A 16,228-nucleotide genomic window follows, 5' to 3' on the forward strand; every position below is an offset into this window, starting at 1 on the left:
GTTACAAATATGCTTAAACTTTGTACATTCTCAAATCAAATTTATGACCATGATTTCAACACAAGAGACTCGCTGCCTCATTCTCGGCCCGATCATCAAAACTTCAGCTCCTACTCAGCTCTAGAAGAAACATATTAATTCTCACAAATAAAAAATGTTTGCTTCCTACTATTTATTCTTAGTGACTTTATTTTATAGCAATCATCAGATATCTTTGTTACAGAATACGTGCCAAGACAATGATTTTCTATATCGTCAGTTTTAAACAATAGGCCATCATCACCATCAACAATAATACCATCACAACTCATTGTGATAATATCTTTTTGAGGAGCCTCAATGTAAGCAATTAGCCTATATTTATTACCTTGAAGTTGCTTAGCAGTAGTAACAACCGTTAATCCATCGTCATAAGAAGTAGTTCCTGTAAAAACGCTATTATCTTCATACAAGACCATAATTGTTATAAGCACAATTACAGAAAACATTAATAAAGAGAAGAGCATTGGCTTATTTACAATGTATTTCATTTTTATGTTCATTTTTTATTACTGTACATTGGCACTTTTCAAATCTAATATTACTCTTGCTTTTCTCCTCTAAATAAACAGAATCTCTTAAAGTAAAAAACAACAATAAAACAGAAAAAGTTATTATCAACGATGGAAAAATAACATTAAATAAAATATTTAATTTTCCATTATCTAATGATTCAAATGAATTGTTGGATTCAATAATAAATTCAGACGGTTCATTTTCATAAAACTCTTTTGAAAAATTAAATGAATAGCCTCTTGATGGATGATTTACAATTATAATTCGTTCTTTATCCTCAAAAAAAGACCTAAGCTTGTTCACCGTCTGCGATATATTTTCCGTTGATGTATAACCCTGCCAAACCTTATCAGAAATATCATCTTTTGAAACTACCCCCCCATTAGACTCATATAAAACCCTTAAAAATAGCAAGGGTTTATGTGTTAAGACTCTAATAGGTTTAGTCATATCTGATGATGAATACAAACCACCAGTTGCAATATCAAAAAACCATTTACCAACTCTGATATGATTATCTGTCATAACTACCAAAAGTAACTTATCTATAAAGATGATATGTAGCAAAAATTATCATTAAAATACATACCACACCAGCATATTGCAACATAATTTAATAATCCACTTATTACAACTCTTACCAGCTATAAATATCAGGTACTTATGATAAAAAAACCATACAACAAAACGGCTCAAAAGGAATACATAGTGATTTAAATCACAAATCAAAATACAAGAGCGCAACAAATATTGTTAATAAGCATATAAAAATCATTATTTTGGATCAAAAAATCAACAACAAGGCAATCGATTGCTCAAAATACAACCAAACTTATTGAGTAACATGTATTAACTACTCAATGAAGAAAATGTGACGGATAATACCAGAGGAATTATTTATCTATTTTTATTTTCAACTAAATTTGGTATTTGGTATAAATGAAATTATCCATGAACTTTAAAAACAAGCTAACGCTTACAACATCTCTATTGTTTTTCATTGTTGTGGTTGGTTTAACATTCAATCAAATATCCACTACAAAAAATGAAATAGAAAACAATATCTCTTTAGCACTTGATGAAATGATAAAGGTAATCAAGTCTAATGTATCAGCGGAATTAACTGGTCAAAAAGCCCTGGCAAATACAGTTAAAGACCTCATTAACATATCACCACTAGACCGCCAACTAGCTTATAAGTCAATCAATATAGAACAACTAAAAGACACATTTACGCTGGTTGGGATTGGATATGACAATGATGGAACACTGTTAACCAACGACCCAAAGTGGAACTTAGGTAATGTAGATGTAAGGACTCGACCATGGTACACCGAAGCAAAAAATAAAAATGACATTTCGGTAACAGAACCTTATTTGGATATCGTTACAAACAAAATGATCGTTTCGATCAGTACGCCTATTACACATAACAATGATTTCGTTGGTAGTATTTTTTTCGATTTGACCCTTGACCGTCTATCATTATTAGTTAATGAAATCAATTTATTTGATGCTGGATATCTATTTTTAACAACAAAAGATGGCGTTATTATTACTCATCCGAATAATAATCTTACGGGGAAACATCTCTCCGAATACATCCCTAATATAAAATTAATAGAAGGCACTCAAAAGATTGAGCGAGATGGAATCAATCATTTAGTGAAAATCAGCTATATTCCTACAGAGAACTGGTACGTAGGTGCTGTTATCAATGAAGAAGAAGCCCTATCATCAATTAAAGACATACAGATTAATACAACAGTATATGGTGCTTTAGCCATTCTCATTAGCTTAATAATTCTTCGAGTCATTCTTAGTTATTTGATTAGACCGTTAAAAACATTGCAAATTGCTATGACTGATATTGGAACAGGTAAAGGCGATTTAACTAAACGATTAAATGAAGATACAGATCAAGAGTTCTCTGAAATGGCTAAGAGCTTTAATGATTTCACCAGTAGCCTACAAAGTAAGATAATTGAATCAAAAAATTTAAGCCAAGAAATTTTGCAAGCATCTGAAACAAGTAGTCAAGAAACTGAGTTTGCGATTGAAGAATTATGTCTTCAAACAGAGCAACTAGAACAACTAGCTACAGCTATGAATGAAATGACCGTGTCGGCATCTCAGGTGTCAGAAAATGCACAGCAGGCTGCACACTCTGCACAAGATGCAACAGAAGCTGCATTGCAAGGGACAAACATTGTTAATAAAACAGCTCGTTCCATTAATGCTCTATCATGCCAGATTGGGCAAACCATTGATGAGCTTAAAAATTTAGAGATTGCCTCTGAAAATATAGAGAGCATCTTAAAGGTAATTAATGATATCGCAGGGCAAACAAACTTACTGGCTTTAAATGCAGCCATTGAAGCTGCTCGCGCAGGAGATTCGGGGCGAGGCTTTGCCGTGGTTGCCGATGAAGTAAGAACCCTTGCCCAAAGAACCCAAGATGCAACAACAGAAATTCGTTTACTTATTGAAAAGCTACAATTCGGTATGGCTACAGTGGCCAAAACTATGGATTCAAATCAATCGACGGTAACAGAGACCGTTAATCTCGCGAATATCGCAAATGATGCATTGACTCAAATCCAAAAATCGATAGTACAGATAAATGATATGAATTTCCAAATAGCGTCAGCGGCTGAACAACAAAGTTTAGTTTCTTCTGAAATAAATGAAAACACAATAAAAATAAAAGATATATCAGATAGTGTCGCACAAACAGCCAAAAGTGATTTCATATCAATGAAAACTCAAACTGAAAACATTAGAAAACAAAGCAACATCATAGAAGAATTTAAGGTTAAGTAATTTTAAAACAAATAAAACAATAAAACTCTTAGGTTCATTATATGTTTGATTTTCACCTTTTATACCAACCAAAAGTAAGAGATGGTAAATTAGTGTCCGCGGAAGCATTGCTGAGGCCTTTGGATGAAAAAATCACCACATTAGAATTTATTTCTAATGTGGTAAACACTACACATTTAGACCTATTAATTATTGAAAGATGCCTTATGGATATTCATATATATGATATATCAATACCAATATCTATCAATATTCATCCAAACTCAATCAATGATGATGAGTTTGTAAGTAATATCATTAAAAAAGATGGCATAAACAAAATCACACTTGAATTAATAGAATATCAATCAATAAATATAACCACACACTTTAAAGCTAACATCAAAAAATTACAAAACAATGGTTTTATCATTTCACTTGATGATTTTGGTAAAGGTTTTTCTCGAATAGATGTAGCATTGTCTCTAGATGTAGATGAAGTAAAAATTGACAAATCATTGATAGATAATATTGAAAATGACTACGCAAAATTCAAACACTTATCATTCTTACACTCAAAAATTAGAACTCTATGCACTAACAGGATCATTTTTGAAGGTGTTGAAAATATAAAACAAAAAGAAACTATTGAGTTATTTGCAAATAAACCAATTATTCAAGGCTATGTTCACTATAAACCTCTTCATCCCGGTGAACTTGCTAAAATAAAAAGTGTAGACTTAACACTAAGTTATAAAAAAAGGAACTTAATCAATAACTTACTAGCAGGATTAGAACGTAAACTATACAAGTTGATAGCAAAAACAAATACCATCAGCAATTAACAATAATAACAAAAAATATTTTAGTCAAATTTCAAAAAGGTAAAACATATGTTCCTAAACATGAACATTAAGAATACAATAATTTATTCAATTATCTTATCGTTATCATTCCTATCGTTCACCATATACGATTTGTTTTTCGATGATGGCAATAGCTTAACAAAATACATTAATATTTTTTTCTCCACAATTATTTTGGCAAGTTTTATTTCATTGCACAGATTAATAATTAGACCTTTGGATGTTTTTTCTAAGCATTTAGATCAATTATGTGGATTCAACCTCAAGGAAGGACCAGTATGCGAATGGTTAAGTGCCAATGAATCACGAAAAGATGAATTCGGAACACTTGCAAAGAAAATGAAATCATTCCGTGAGCCCATCCATCTTCTTATTTCAAATTTAGTTTCTGATAGCCTTAGAAAACTATCTATTAGTCAATCTGAAATTTCAGAAATAATATCAACAAATACATCAAATGTTCAAAAGGAATTTTTAAATCTGGAGCAAGTTGCCACTGCAGCAACTGAACTGTCATCAACAGCTAATGATGTAGCTAACCATGCATTACAAGCTGAGACTTCAGCTAGAAAAGCGATTGAAATTATTACTGAGAGCAATTTCACATTAGAACGTTCTGATAAAATATCGTCTGAAATTAGTGATTCAATCATCAAATCTGTTGATATTGTCAATGTTCTTGACCAACATTCTCGCAATATCAGTACTGTTATTGATGTTATTTCTAGTATATCAGAACAAACTAACCTACTAGCCCTAAATGCAGCTATTGAAGCCGCTAGAGCAGGAGAACAAGGTAGAGGGTTTGCAGTTGTTGCCGACGAAGTTAGGGCTCTTGCAGCAAAAACACAGCATGCTACTGGTGATATTCAGAATAGTATTACTGAATTACAAACACTATCCCAAGATGCCAACAACATTATGTTAAAAAATTCCGAGTTAGTTAATCACTCTAAGCTAATTAGTTCTGAACTTTTCCGTGCATTTCAAGACATATCTAAATCTGTTGAAGAAATTTCAGACATTAACACTATTGTATCAACGGCAGCTGAAGAGCAATCCTCTGTCACCGAAGAGATTTCAAAAAAACTTGAAGATATTAATGCTATTGCTCAAGAAAATATTGATAGCTCTATTAAAATGACCCAGATAAACAATAACATTACTGATTTAACTAATAACCTAAAATCAGAAACATCAGCATTTACGGTATAATGAAAATGAACACAAAAAATAAATCATGCATACTGTGTATTAAAAATAAAGACTCAGCACATCAATATGGTAATTATTACATTTGTAAATCATGTATTGATATTGCTTATCATCTGACTATGGATATTGATACTCCACCTGATAATGAAACAGAAGAAGCTATTTATTCTTTTGTATTCATGCTGGAAAGAGATCTTAATTCAACAAGGTTGTCTCTTAATAGTACCAAAGATCTAGAGTCAATCAGACCGGTTCTCGATGAGAAGTTAAAACTTCTTGATAGTATTTCTATAAATTTAGATGATACTGATAATACTTACAACAAACTACTCGATGATGTCATCAGCAGATATAAAAACACTATAAACTTATACTTATAATAACAAATATATTATTGAACATTCATTGAATTATGGTCAATAAAACTATAAATAAAATCGTAAATCATTAAATGATTTACGATTTTATAATTTGATAACCGATTATCCCTAGATAATCAAACGTTCTGGCCGGCCACCCAGCCGGAGCTCCACGCCCACTGGAAATTGTAGCCGCCGAGCCAACCGGACACGTCCATCACCTCGCCGACAAAGTACAGACCCGGCACTTGCTTGGCCTCCATGGTCTTGGATGACAGCTCGTCGGTGTCGACTCCGCCCAACGTCACCTCGGCGGTACGGTAGCCCTCCGTGCCGTTTGGCGCCACCGCCCAGTTGGCCAGATAATCGGCCAATGCGGCGATCTCTTTCGGGTTCAGCTGCTTGAGCGGCTTGTCCTGGATATCCCCGCGCTCAACCAGTGCCTCGACCAAGCGCTTTGGCAGCATGCGCGAAAGGCTGTTCTTGAGGCTCTGGGCCGGGTGCTTCTCGCGCATCGCCTCTAACGTTTCGACCACATCGAGATCCGGCAGCAAGTCAACCGTGACCTTCTCGCCCGGCGTCCAGTAGGAGCTCGCCTGCAGGATCACCGGCCCGGACAGGCCACGGTGGGTAAACAGCAGGTTCTCCTTGAACAGCACCCCGTTCTCGGTGGTTACGGTGACAGGGATGGCAATGCCGGACAGATCGGCAAATGCGGCCTTGTCCTTGTCATGCAGGGTGAACGGCACCAGCCCGGCCGTGGTCGGCACCCGCTTGAGGCCGAACTGCTCGGCGATCTGGTAGCCGAACGGCGTCGCCCCCAGCTTCGGCATCGACAGGCCGCCGGTCGCTACCACCAACGACTCGCAATGGACGGTGTCGGTATCCAGCTTCAGCGAGAAGCCCCCGTCGATCTGCTCGATATCATGAACATCGCAGCGGTAGCGCTGGCCGACATTGGGCAAGTCGCACTCCTTGAGCAGCATCTCGACGATATCCTTGGCCGAATCGAGGCAGAACAACTGGCCGTGCTCGCGCTCCTCCCAAACGATACCGTGCTCGTTGACCATCGAGAAGAAATCCCACTGGCTGTACTGGGCCAGCGCCGACTTGACGAAGTGGCGGTTGCGGCAGACATAGTTGGCAGCCGAGACGTCATAGTTGGTGAAGTTGCAGCGGCCGCCGCCGGAAATCAGGATTTTGCGTCCCGGCTTCTTGCCGTTATCCACCACCAGCACCTTGCGCCCGCGCTTGCCGGCTGCTGCTGCGCACATCAGGCCCGCAGCACCCGCGCCGATAATCACTACATCAAATTTCTCTGCCATCTTGCCACCGCTATCGGCCCTTGGGCCTAGTTACAAAAAAAGGATGCCCCACCTCATGGCGGGCATCCCTCTCCAATCTGCATCCGACAATACCTTTGCCGGCAGGCAGAGTTTACCTGCGTACCACGCCCGAAGGCAACGGCTTATCCCTGCTTGAGCCCCGGGACAGGCTGTGCCTGCAGCATGCCGTCAGGCTCCGGTAGATCCAATGTCATGGTCGGGAAGGCAAAATCGGCGCCATGCTCTTTGACGATCTCGACGATTTTCAGCATCACGTCCTGCTGGACCTCCTTGTACTCGACCCAAGCAACGGTCTTGGTGAAGGTATACACCAGAATATCGAGCGACGACGGGCCGTAGTTGTCAAAACTGACGATCAGGGTCTGAGTGGTATCGATATCGGGATGGAGGCTCAGCATCGCCTTGATGTCCTTCACCACCGCCGCGACTTTGTCCGCATCCTGGTAGCGCAGGCTGACCGTCTGCTTGATCCGGCGATTGAGCATCCGCGAGGCGTTCTCGACCACAATCGAGCTGAACACCGAGTTGGGCACATAGAGCGGGCGCTTGTCGAATGTCCGGATCATGGTGACCCGAAAGCCAATTTTCTCAACCGTACCCTCAATCTGACGATCGGGACTGCGGATCCAGTCGCCCAACTTGAACGGGCGGTCGAAGTAGATCATCGCCGCCCCGAAGAAGTTTGCCAGCAAGTCCTTGGCCGCCATACCGACAATCAGGCCGCCGACCCCACCGAAGGTCAATACCCCCGACAGGCTCAAGCCCAAATTCTGCATCATGGCCAACCCACCGATCACCATCACGGTCAGGCGCAGCACCTTCGACACGGCGGCAATCGTCGTGGCGTCTTTCGCGGTCCGGCTCATCGCCTCCTCGGCGTTGCTGATCAACCGCAGCAGCACCCAGATCACCGTCCACACCAGCATCAACTGGCGCAGGGTGTCAAGAAACGCACCAGAATGGGTCGAGGTGTTTTCGATCAGCACCCCTAGAGAGAACGCCGCTGGCCACAACCAGATCAGCCAACTAACCGGCCGCCTAACAGCCTCAACCAGAGCCTCATCCCAGATCAGGCGGGTCTTGGCAGTGGCCCGCAGCAAATGCCGCATCAGCAGCTGCCAACCGGCCCACAGACAGGCACTGAGCAGTAGCAGCAGGCCAACATTGCCCATCCAGTCTTGGCTGACGCCTTGGTGCAGGGATTCCCACCATTGATATATACGATTCATCGCAACCTTATGACTAGTCAAATGTCTTTGGGTTGCTAAGGTAGTGTGCCCCTAAAAGGATCGCAAGCCCGGCAGGCCAATTCGTTGGGCCGAGCTCGGGCTGTCGCTAAATCCCAAGATAGGCAACGACAAAGATTGAGATGAAAAACACCATGAGGTAGGTGCTGGCCAGCACAAACAGACGCCGTACCTTGACGCATTTTTCCATAAATACAGGATCATGGTGTTTTTGGTACTGCTGGCTGCGGATATAGTGGAACAGGCGGATCTGCTTGGACACATTCCCCTGAGAGGAGAAAAAACCACGCCCGTCGACCTGCTGGTAAAGAAGAGGGTCACATTCGCGCATCACGGCCAACAACGTTCGCAACGTGCTGACATAACGAGAAACATTAACAACTGCCACTAAAAAAAGTGCAAGAACAAGAGCATCACCACTAATCATATTTGCCCCCAACAAACAATATCCAGCGGCTAACCCGATATGAATAGGGACATGGCAAGCATGTCCCCGTCCCTGATCAGCCTGCTGTGGTATCCATCACAGACGTCGATTCAGCCTTGGCCATCGCTGCCAAGTCTTTGTCAATGAAGAACAGGGCTTTGCCGTCTTCACCCACCAACTCAATCTTGTCCAAAATGCCTTTGAATAGTTTTTCTTCTTCGTGTTGTTCTGCGACATACCACTGCAAGAAGTTAAACGTCGAGTAGTCCTGACTGGTAAAAGCAGCATGCGCCAGCTTGTTGATCTTCTCGGTGATCAGCTGCTCGTGCTCATACGTTTCGCGGAATACATCACCCAACGAGGCAAACTCATGCTTGGGTGCGTCGATCGCCCCCAGAATAGGCAAGGCACCCGTTTCGCTCACATAGGTAAACAGGCGCTGCATGTGCGTCATCTCTTCAGCAGCATGGACGCGCAGGAATTCAGCGGCCCCTTCAAAACCCTTGTCCTCGCACCACGCACTCATCTGCAGGTACAAATTAGAGGAAAAGAATTCCAAATTAATCTGCTCGTTGAGCTTTTCTACCATTGTCTGAGCTAACATCTCACTACTCCTTTCTATTCTAGTGTATACCAATCTCGCCAACTGGAACGAAATCGGTCTTTACCTCATTGTCACAACGCCCCACTGAGAATGCAACTCAACGGATGGCAACGGGGTGCATGGACAGCTTGATGAAGGCATGCCAATAAGCCTGAAGTTTCAGCCATTTCCCTTGCTCACACTGCCACAACCACGGTTACCAAGATGCGATCCGAGTAATGTTTTTTCACCATACCCGGTGATAGCATAAAACCAACAACCCTAGGTCAAGGAGTACAAGCTATGGCTTACAAACACATTCTGGTTGCCATCGACTTGTCAGATGAAAGCCTCACCCTCGTCACCAAAGCCGCCGAACTGGCCAATGCCCTCGATGCCAAGCTGTCGCTGATCCACATCGACGTAAACTACGCCGAGCTCTATACCGGCCTAATTGACATCAACCTGGCCGACGCCCAGCACAAGATGGCCGACGACGCCCAGAAACAGCTTCAGGCCCTCGCCGACAAGGCCAACTGCCCAGTCGCGCACACCCTGGTCGGCAGCGGTGATCTGAGCGACGAAATTTGCCATGCCATTCAGGAGCTGGACATCGAACTGGTTGTCTGTGGCCATCACCAGGACTTCTGGAGCAAAATCCTCAGCTCCGCCAAGCAGCTGATCAACCGCTCACCGGTCGACATGCTGATGGTGCCGCTGAAATAAGCCTGACCCTTTCTCAATAACGAATCTTGCAAGGGCGAGCCACCGAACAGGGAGGCTCGCCCTTTTCGTTTCATCACCTAACACGTTACGCCGATCTCGCCGGGGGCGATCACTGTCTGCTCCTACCAGCCCCCTCCCTGTCGCGCTGGCATGTAGAATAACGCCATAATTCGCTACACTAGCGGCCGTCAATCCACCACTACCGCGAAGAATGCTATGGGATATCTTTCTGCCGTCACCCTACTGTGGGCCTTTTCCTTCAGCCTGATCGGCGTCTACCTTGCCGGCCAAGTTGACAGCTGGTTCTCGGTGCTGACCCGGGTCTGCCTCGCAGCACTGGTGTTTCTGCCGTTCCTGCGCCGCCAGCACCTGCACCGCGCACTGGTCCTCAAGCTGATGACTGTCGGCGCCTTCCAGCTAGGGATCATGTACTGCTTCTATTATCAGTCGTTCCTCTACCTCAGCGTGCCCGAAGTCCTGCTGTTCACCATCTTCACCCCAATCTACGTCACCCTGATCTACGATTTGCTGCACCGCCGATTCTCGGCATGGTACCTGGCCACCGCCGCCATCGCCGTACTCGGGGCTGCGGTGATCAAATTCGAGGGGATCAACGAGAACTTCATTACCGGCTTCCTGATCGTCCAAGGGGCGAACCTCAGCTTTGCCATCGGTCAGGTCGGCTACAAACTGACAATGGAAAAGGAAAATGCCGACCTGCCACAGCATACGGTGTTCGGCCTGTTCTACCTCGGTGCGGTCTGCGTCGCCCTGCCGATGTTCCTGCTCTTTGGCAACACCGACAAACTGCCGACCACCGATACCCAGTGGGGGATCCTCGTCTATCTCGGCATCGTCGCTTCGGGGCTTGGCTATTACCTGTGGAACAAAGGCGCTACCCTTGTCAACGCCGGCGCACTGGCGATCATGAACAACGCCCTGGTCCCGGCCGGCCTTATCGTCAACATCGTGATCTGGAACCGCGACGTCGACTACCCGCGCCTGATCCTCGGCGGGGCGATCATCATGGCCTCGTTGTGGCTCAACGAGACCTGGGTCAAGCGGGTACAACGGCAAAAGGCTATCAACAAAGCCTAATCGCCCATGTCATGGGCACAAAAAAGCGAGGCCAGGGCCTCGCTTTTTTTATGACTCAACCGATGGGATCAAATAAACGAAAAGGCATCGGCGAACATCCGCTCGCGCTCGGCACCCTTTTCGGCCGAGAACATCTCACGGGCCGCACCCGCCATCTCAAAACGGCCGCAGATATAGATATCGTAGGCCGACAGGCTCACGAAATCATCACAGACCGCTTCCAGCACATTACCGACCTTGCCTTGCCAATCGGCCGGGGCATTCTCCACCACCGGCACGTAGGTCAGGTTGGTGTGTTTGGCCGCCAACTCAGCCAGTTCATCGTTGGCGTACAACTGACACACATCACGACCGCCCCAGTAAACGAAAATCGGCTGCGAGACACCTCGGCTCAGGCAGTTATCCAAAATACTGCGCACGTAAGAAAATCCGGTTCCCCCTGCAATCAGCAGCAGTGGCTTGTCACTGTCGGCACGCACCCATGCCTCACCGTGCGGGGCCTCAACCTCAACCGTTCCGCCATTGTCCAACGCTGCCCGCATAGCCTCAACCACCTCCATCGCGTAGGCGTTGTGCTCGGCCGCACCGATATGCAGCTCCAACTCACCGTCGCGGCACGGGCTGCTAGCAATGGAGAATGGACGCTTGTCTTTCTCGCCCATCACCGCCAGCAGGTACTGACCCGCCTTGAACGGAACAGGTTGCTCGGGCTTAAGCAGGATACGGTAGGTATGGCAGGCCACAGGCTCGACCGACGTTACTTCACACTTGATGGACATTCTCTTCCTCTAATCTAGCTGGAGTACCAAGTCACTGGTTGCCATTGCCTGGCACGCAAAAATCCACCCTCCCTCCTGCTCACGCTCGGTGAGCATGGGTTCAAGCTGGTAGCGGACAGTGCCTTGCAGTTTGCGGCACAGGCACATGGCACACGCCCCGACCTGACAGCGGTTGGGAAACGCAATGCCTGCGTTGAGCGCAGCCTCAAGGACGGAGTCGTCCCCGTCAGTCTTAAAGGTTATATCATGAGGCAGCAGGCGCACTTGGTACATAGGTTTTCTCTAGCTGCCCAGACAGACCCGGGCAGCGTATTCGTTATTATCCGGGGATCCCAAGAGAATCCCACATCGCATCGACCCGGGCAACAACCGCCGGATCTTTGCTGATAGGCGTCCCCCACTCGCGCGGGTGATGACCGGTTTCACTCGGCCACTTGTTGGTTGCATCCCACCCCATACGCGAACCGCCATTGGCATCAGGCACGATCAAGCTGTCACGCCCCGGATCCATCCGCGTCGTCACCGCCCAGATCACATCATTCCAATCACGGCCGTTGACGTCACCGGCATCACACAGAATAACCAGAGCCAATGCACCGGTGTCACCCGCAGCCGCCCACATCCGAGCCAGCAGATCCGGCCCAAGACCGGCTGCCTGCTTGTTTACCGTCGCGATGGCCATCTTGCCTTCGCCATCGGGCAAGTGTAGGTCAATAATTTCAGGACAGGCCCCGCGCACCGCAGTGACCAGCGCCTCTGGCGCTAGCATCGCAGGGGAAGCCACCTCGCCACCCAGGGCAATTTCGGCCTCCCATTTGCGGGTAGCGTCCACCCCCATCTTAGAGCCCAGCCCCACCACCGGCGAGGCAAAATCCAGCGAGTCTATCGGCGTGCTGTCGATAACCAGGGTATCGCGAGCCGGATCCATATGGCCGCCCATCGCCTTGACCACGCTGCCCCAGTCGCGGGCATCGACATCTTCGTCACATACCACCACGAACTTGGTGTACATGAACTGACGCAGGAACGACCACACCCCCATCATCACGCGCTTGGCATGACCCGGGTACTGCTTCTTCATGGTGACGACCGCCATCCGGTAGGAGCACCCCTCCGGTGGCAGGTAGAAATCGGTGATCTCCGGAAATTGCTTTTGCAATATCGGCACGAACACTTCGTTCAACGCGACGCCCAGCACCGCTGGCTCATCGGGCGGACGGCCGGTATAGGTGCTGTGGTAGATCGGATCGCGGCGCATCGTGACATGGGTGATAGTGAACACATGATGACGCTCCACCTCGTTGTAGTAACCGGTGTGATCGCCGTATGGCCCTTCATCGGCAAACTCATTCGGATCGATATATCCTTCCAGCACGATTTCCGCACTGGCCGGTACCTCCAAGTCATTGCTGAGGCTCTTCACCACCTCGGTCTTGCAACCCCGCAGCAGGCCTGCAAAGGCGTACTCCGACAGGGTATCGGGCACAGGGGTCACGGCCCCGAGAATTGTTGCCGGATCGGCACCGAACGCCACTGTCACCGGAAACGGCTCGCCGGGATGGGTCTCCATCCAGTCACGCAGATCCAGCGCGCCGCCACGGTGGGCCAACCAGCGCATGATCACCTTGTTCTTGCCCAGCTTCTGCTGACGGTAGATACCGAGGTTCTGGCGCTTCTTGTGCGGCCCCTTGGTAATCGTCAGCCCCCAGGTCAGCAGTGGTGCAACATCCCCCGGCCAGCAACTCATCACCGGAATCTTGTCGAGATCCACCTCGTCGCCCTGCCAGACCACCTCCTGGCACGGAGCCTTGCGCAGCCGTTTTACCGGCATGTTCAGCACCTGCTTGAACAGCGGGAGCTTGTCGATGGCATCACGGAAACCGCGCGGCGGCTCGGGCTCCTTGAGATAGGCCAGCAGCTTGCCCACCTCGCGCAACTCCCGGACATCATGCCGCCCCATCCCGATGGCTACCCGCCCCGGAGTGCCGAACAAGTTGGCCAGTACCGGCATGCCATAGCCCACAGGGTTTTCAAACAGCAATGCCGGTCCACCCGCCCGTAGGGTGCGATCGCAAATCTCAGTGATTTCCTGAACCGGATCGACCGGCTGCTTGATTCGCTTCAGTTGCCCTTCCTGCTCAAGATAGGCAATGAAGTCGCGCAGATCCTTGAATTTCATCGATGATTGTTACCCATGTCCGACAACGCCCCCTCCCAGTATCTGCATGAAGGAGCGAAAATGATTATTATACCCAACTTACCCCAAGCTGGAGTCTACTCGCAACAATCCAGCAATCGAACAGCAATTCATAGCAGTATGCCCAATGGACAGGCAATAAAAAACGCCACCCGGGGGTGGCGTTTGACAATCTGTGATCACAGCGTGAAATTATGAATTCTGGCGACGCATCGCATCGAAGAACTCGTCGTTGGTCTTGGTCATGCCCAACTTGTCGATCAAAAATTCCATGCTGTCTGTCTCGCCCATTGGGTGGACAATCTTGCGCAGGATCCACATCTTCTGCAGCTCGTCCGGCTTGGCCAGCAGCTCCTCGCGGCGGGTACCCGAACGGTTGAAGTCGATCGCAGGGAAGACGCGCTTCTCGGCAATCTTGCGTGACAGGTGCAGTTCCATGTTACCTGTACCCTTGAATTCTTCGTAGATAACTTCATCCATCTTAGAACCGGTATCAACCAGCGCCGTTGCGATGATAGTCAGGCTGCCGCCCTCTTCCACGTTACGTGCCGCACCGAAGAAACGCTTCGGACGGTGCAGGGCGTTAGCATCCACACCACCGGTCAGAACCTTGCCTGATGATGGGATAACGGTGTTGTAAGCACGAGCCAGACGCGTGATAGAGTCAAGCAGGATAACCACGTCTTTCTTGTGTTCAACCAGACGCTTGGCCTTCTCGATCACCATCTCGGCAACCTGTACGTGACGAGAAGCTGGCTCATCGAACGTAGAGGCAATCACTTCACCTTTAACCAGACGCTGCATCTCGGTCACTTCTTCAGGACGCTCATCGATAAGCAGTACCATCAGCTCACACTCAGGGTGGTTGTAGGTAATGCTCTGGGCGATGTTCTGCAGCAACATGGTCTTACCGGCTTTCGGCGGTGCCACGATCAAGCCACGCTGGCCCTTACCGATTGGCGATGCCAAATCCAGTACGCGCGCCGTGATATCTTCGGTAGAACCGTTGCCACGCTCCATACGCATACGCTCGTTAGCGTGCAGCGGAGTCAAGTTTTCGAACAGGATCTTGTTACGGGCATTGTCCGGCTTGTCGTAGTTAACTTCGTTAACCTTCAGCAGGGCAAAGTAACGTTCGCCATCTTTCGGCGGGCGGATTTTACCGGAAATGGTGTCACCGGTACGAAGGTTGAAGCGGCGGATTTGGCTAGGAGAAACGTAGATATCGTCGGGACCAGCAAGGTAAGAACTGTCTGCAGAGCGAAGGAAGCCGAAGCCGTCTTGCAGAATCTCTAGAACACCATCGCCAAAAATGTCCTCACCACTTTTCGCATGCTGCTTGAGAATTGCAAAGATAATATCTTGTTTTCTCAAACGCGCTAGGTTTTCCAGTCCTAAACTTTCGCCAAGCGCAACCAACTGTGAAATAGGTTGGTTTTTCAATTCAGTTAGATTCATAGTGGTGGGTTTCTTGTCAGTCAAAATTGGGGTTCTATATTGGTTGAGATGAAGTTGACCTATAGGGCTGGTCAAGGAATGAACGATACTGAAGTATACGTGCAATAAGTTAGCACCAATGATCGTATCCGTCTAGCATAGACGTTTGTCAAACCATGCACAACTGAGAAATTGTGCATGGTTCGACACCGGCTGTTACAGGTTCGCGTCTAGGAACTCTTTCAGCTGGCTCTTGGAAAGCGCACCGACTTTGGTCGCCGCCACGCTGCCGTCTTTGAAAAGTAGCAGAGTTGGGATACCGCGGATACCGAATTTTGGTGGGGTTGCCGCGTTCTGGTCGATGTTTAGTTTACCAATCGTCAGCTGGCCTTCGTATTCGTTAGCGATCTCGTCCAGAATAGGGGCGATCATTTTGCAAGGACCACACCATTCTGCCCAGAAATCGACTAGTACCGGGCCTGCAGCATTAATTACGTCGCTTTCGAAACTTTCGTCTGTCAGCTGCACAATCTTGTCGCTCATCTTCCACTCCAATGGTTGATTTTCTTAGCTGATTTGATTTTAACCAGC

At 47.2% G+C, this 16,228-nt stretch carries 17 protein-coding genes; 6 read left to right on the forward strand and 11 right to left on the reverse strand.

What is annotated here, in order from left to right; translation table 11 throughout:
- Positions 1–134 precede the first annotated feature (134 nt).
- Positions 135–530, reverse strand: a complete 396-nt coding sequence (locus ACSF8X_RS01515; RefSeq protein WP_500850552.1) for a hypothetical protein — start codon at positions 528–530, stop codon at positions 135–137.
- Positions 511–1,080: a winged helix-turn-helix domain-containing protein gene (locus tag ACSF8X_RS01520; protein ID WP_500850553.1), complete on the reverse strand. Its 570-nt coding sequence runs from the start codon at positions 1,078–1,080 to the stop codon at positions 511–513. Before ACSF8X_RS01520 ends, ACSF8X_RS01515 begins: the two co-directional genes overlap by 20 nt.
- Positions 1,081–1,506: 426 nt before the next feature.
- Between ACSF8X_RS01520 and ACSF8X_RS01525 the strand changes: the two genes are divergently transcribed.
- Genes ACSF8X_RS01525 through ACSF8X_RS01540 form a run of 4 tightly spaced genes read left to right on the forward strand, consistent with a single transcriptional unit; the run spans position 1,507 to position 5,818 of the window.
- On the forward strand, positions 1,507–3,378 hold the full coding sequence (locus tag ACSF8X_RS01525; RefSeq protein ID WP_500850554.1) for a methyl-accepting chemotaxis protein: 1,872 nt from the start codon (positions 1,507–1,509) through the stop codon (positions 3,376–3,378).
- A 41-nt stretch (positions 3,379–3,419) separates the two neighbouring features.
- Positions 3,420–4,202 carry an EAL domain-containing protein gene (locus ACSF8X_RS01530; RefSeq protein WP_500850555.1) on the forward strand — a complete coding sequence of 261 codons (783 nt, stop codon included), beginning with the start codon at positions 3,420–3,422 and terminating at the stop codon, positions 4,200–4,202.
- Positions 4,203–4,262: 60 nt separating this feature from the next.
- Positions 4,263–5,438 (forward strand): methyl-accepting chemotaxis protein, encoded by a 1,176-nt coding sequence (locus tag ACSF8X_RS01535; RefSeq protein WP_500850556.1) that lies wholly within the window; start codon positions 4,263–4,265, stop codon positions 5,436–5,438.
- Positions 5,439–5,443: 5 nt separating this feature from the next.
- Positions 5,444–5,818, forward strand: a complete 375-nt coding sequence (locus ACSF8X_RS01540) for a hypothetical protein (protein ID WP_500850557.1) — start codon at positions 5,444–5,446, stop codon at positions 5,816–5,818.
- 116 nt (positions 5,819–5,934) lie between these two features.
- On the opposite strand, the gene ACSF8X_RS01545 is transcribed toward ACSF8X_RS01540, so the two are convergent.
- The 4 genes from ACSF8X_RS01545 to ftnA all read right to left on the reverse strand — a co-directional run bounded on the left by ACSF8X_RS01545 (position 5,935) and on the right by ftnA (position 9,421).
- Positions 5,935–7,122: a BaiN/RdsA family NAD(P)/FAD-dependent oxidoreductase gene (locus ACSF8X_RS01545; RefSeq protein WP_500850558.1), complete on the reverse strand. Its 1,188-nt coding sequence runs from the start codon at positions 7,120–7,122 to the stop codon at positions 5,935–5,937.
- A gap of 143 nt (positions 7,123–7,265) precedes the next feature.
- Positions 7,266–8,372 (reverse strand): mechanosensitive ion channel family protein, encoded by a 1,107-nt coding sequence (locus ACSF8X_RS01550; protein ID WP_047877706.1) that lies wholly within the window; start codon positions 8,370–8,372, stop codon positions 7,266–7,268.
- Between the two features lie 106 nt (positions 8,373–8,478).
- A complete protein-coding gene (gene uspB, locus ACSF8X_RS01555; protein WP_047877705.1) occupies positions 8,479–8,817 on the reverse strand; it encodes a universal stress protein UspB in 339 nt (112 codons plus the stop codon).
- Positions 8,818–8,893: 76 nt separating this feature from the next.
- On the reverse strand, positions 8,894–9,421 hold the full coding sequence (gene ftnA, locus ACSF8X_RS01560) for a non-heme ferritin (protein WP_047877704.1): 528 nt from the start codon (positions 9,419–9,421) through the stop codon (positions 8,894–8,896).
- Positions 9,422–9,703: 282 nt separating this feature from the next.
- On the opposite strand from ftnA, the gene ACSF8X_RS01565 reads away from it, so the two are divergent.
- Together ACSF8X_RS01565 and ACSF8X_RS01570 are read left to right on the forward strand one after the other, a co-directional pair.
- Positions 9,704–10,126, forward strand: a complete 423-nt coding sequence (locus tag ACSF8X_RS01565) for a universal stress protein (RefSeq protein WP_047877703.1) — start codon at positions 9,704–9,706, stop codon at positions 10,124–10,126.
- A 216-nt stretch (positions 10,127–10,342) separates the two neighbouring features.
- The gene (locus ACSF8X_RS01570) at positions 10,343–11,224 is read left to right on the forward strand and encodes a carboxylate/amino acid/amine transporter (RefSeq protein WP_500850559.1); all 882 of its coding nucleotides are present in this window, start codon (positions 10,343–10,345) and stop codon (positions 11,222–11,224) included.
- A 68-nt stretch (positions 11,225–11,292) separates the two neighbouring features.
- On the opposite strand, the gene fre is transcribed toward ACSF8X_RS01570, so the two are convergent.
- From fre to trxA, 5 genes are all read right to left on the reverse strand, one after another.
- Positions 11,293–12,003: an NAD(P)H-flavin reductase gene (fre, locus tag ACSF8X_RS01575; protein ID WP_500850560.1), complete on the reverse strand. Its 711-nt coding sequence runs from the start codon at positions 12,001–12,003 to the stop codon at positions 11,293–11,295.
- A gap of 9 nt (positions 12,004–12,012) precedes the next feature.
- Positions 12,013–12,276 carry a 2Fe-2S iron-sulfur cluster-binding protein gene (locus ACSF8X_RS01580; RefSeq protein ID WP_500850561.1) on the reverse strand — a complete coding sequence of 88 codons (264 nt, stop codon included), beginning with the start codon at positions 12,274–12,276 and terminating at the stop codon, positions 12,013–12,015.
- 46 nt (positions 12,277–12,322) lie between these two features.
- The gene (ubiD, locus tag ACSF8X_RS01585; RefSeq protein ID WP_500850562.1) at positions 12,323–14,182 is read right to left on the reverse strand and encodes a 4-hydroxy-3-polyprenylbenzoate decarboxylase; all 1,860 of its coding nucleotides are present in this window, start codon (positions 14,180–14,182) and stop codon (positions 12,323–12,325) included.
- 210 nt (positions 14,183–14,392) lie between these two features.
- A complete protein-coding gene (gene rho, locus ACSF8X_RS01590) occupies positions 14,393–15,658 on the reverse strand; it encodes a transcription termination factor Rho (RefSeq protein WP_047877698.1) in 1,266 nt (421 codons plus the stop codon).
- A gap of 195 nt (positions 15,659–15,853) precedes the next feature.
- Positions 15,854–16,180: a thioredoxin TrxA gene (trxA, locus tag ACSF8X_RS01595; RefSeq protein ID WP_047877697.1), complete on the reverse strand. Its 327-nt coding sequence runs from the start codon at positions 16,178–16,180 to the stop codon at positions 15,854–15,856.
- Positions 16,181–16,228 lie beyond the last annotated feature (48 nt).

The organism is Photobacterium panuliri, assembly GCF_059920555.1.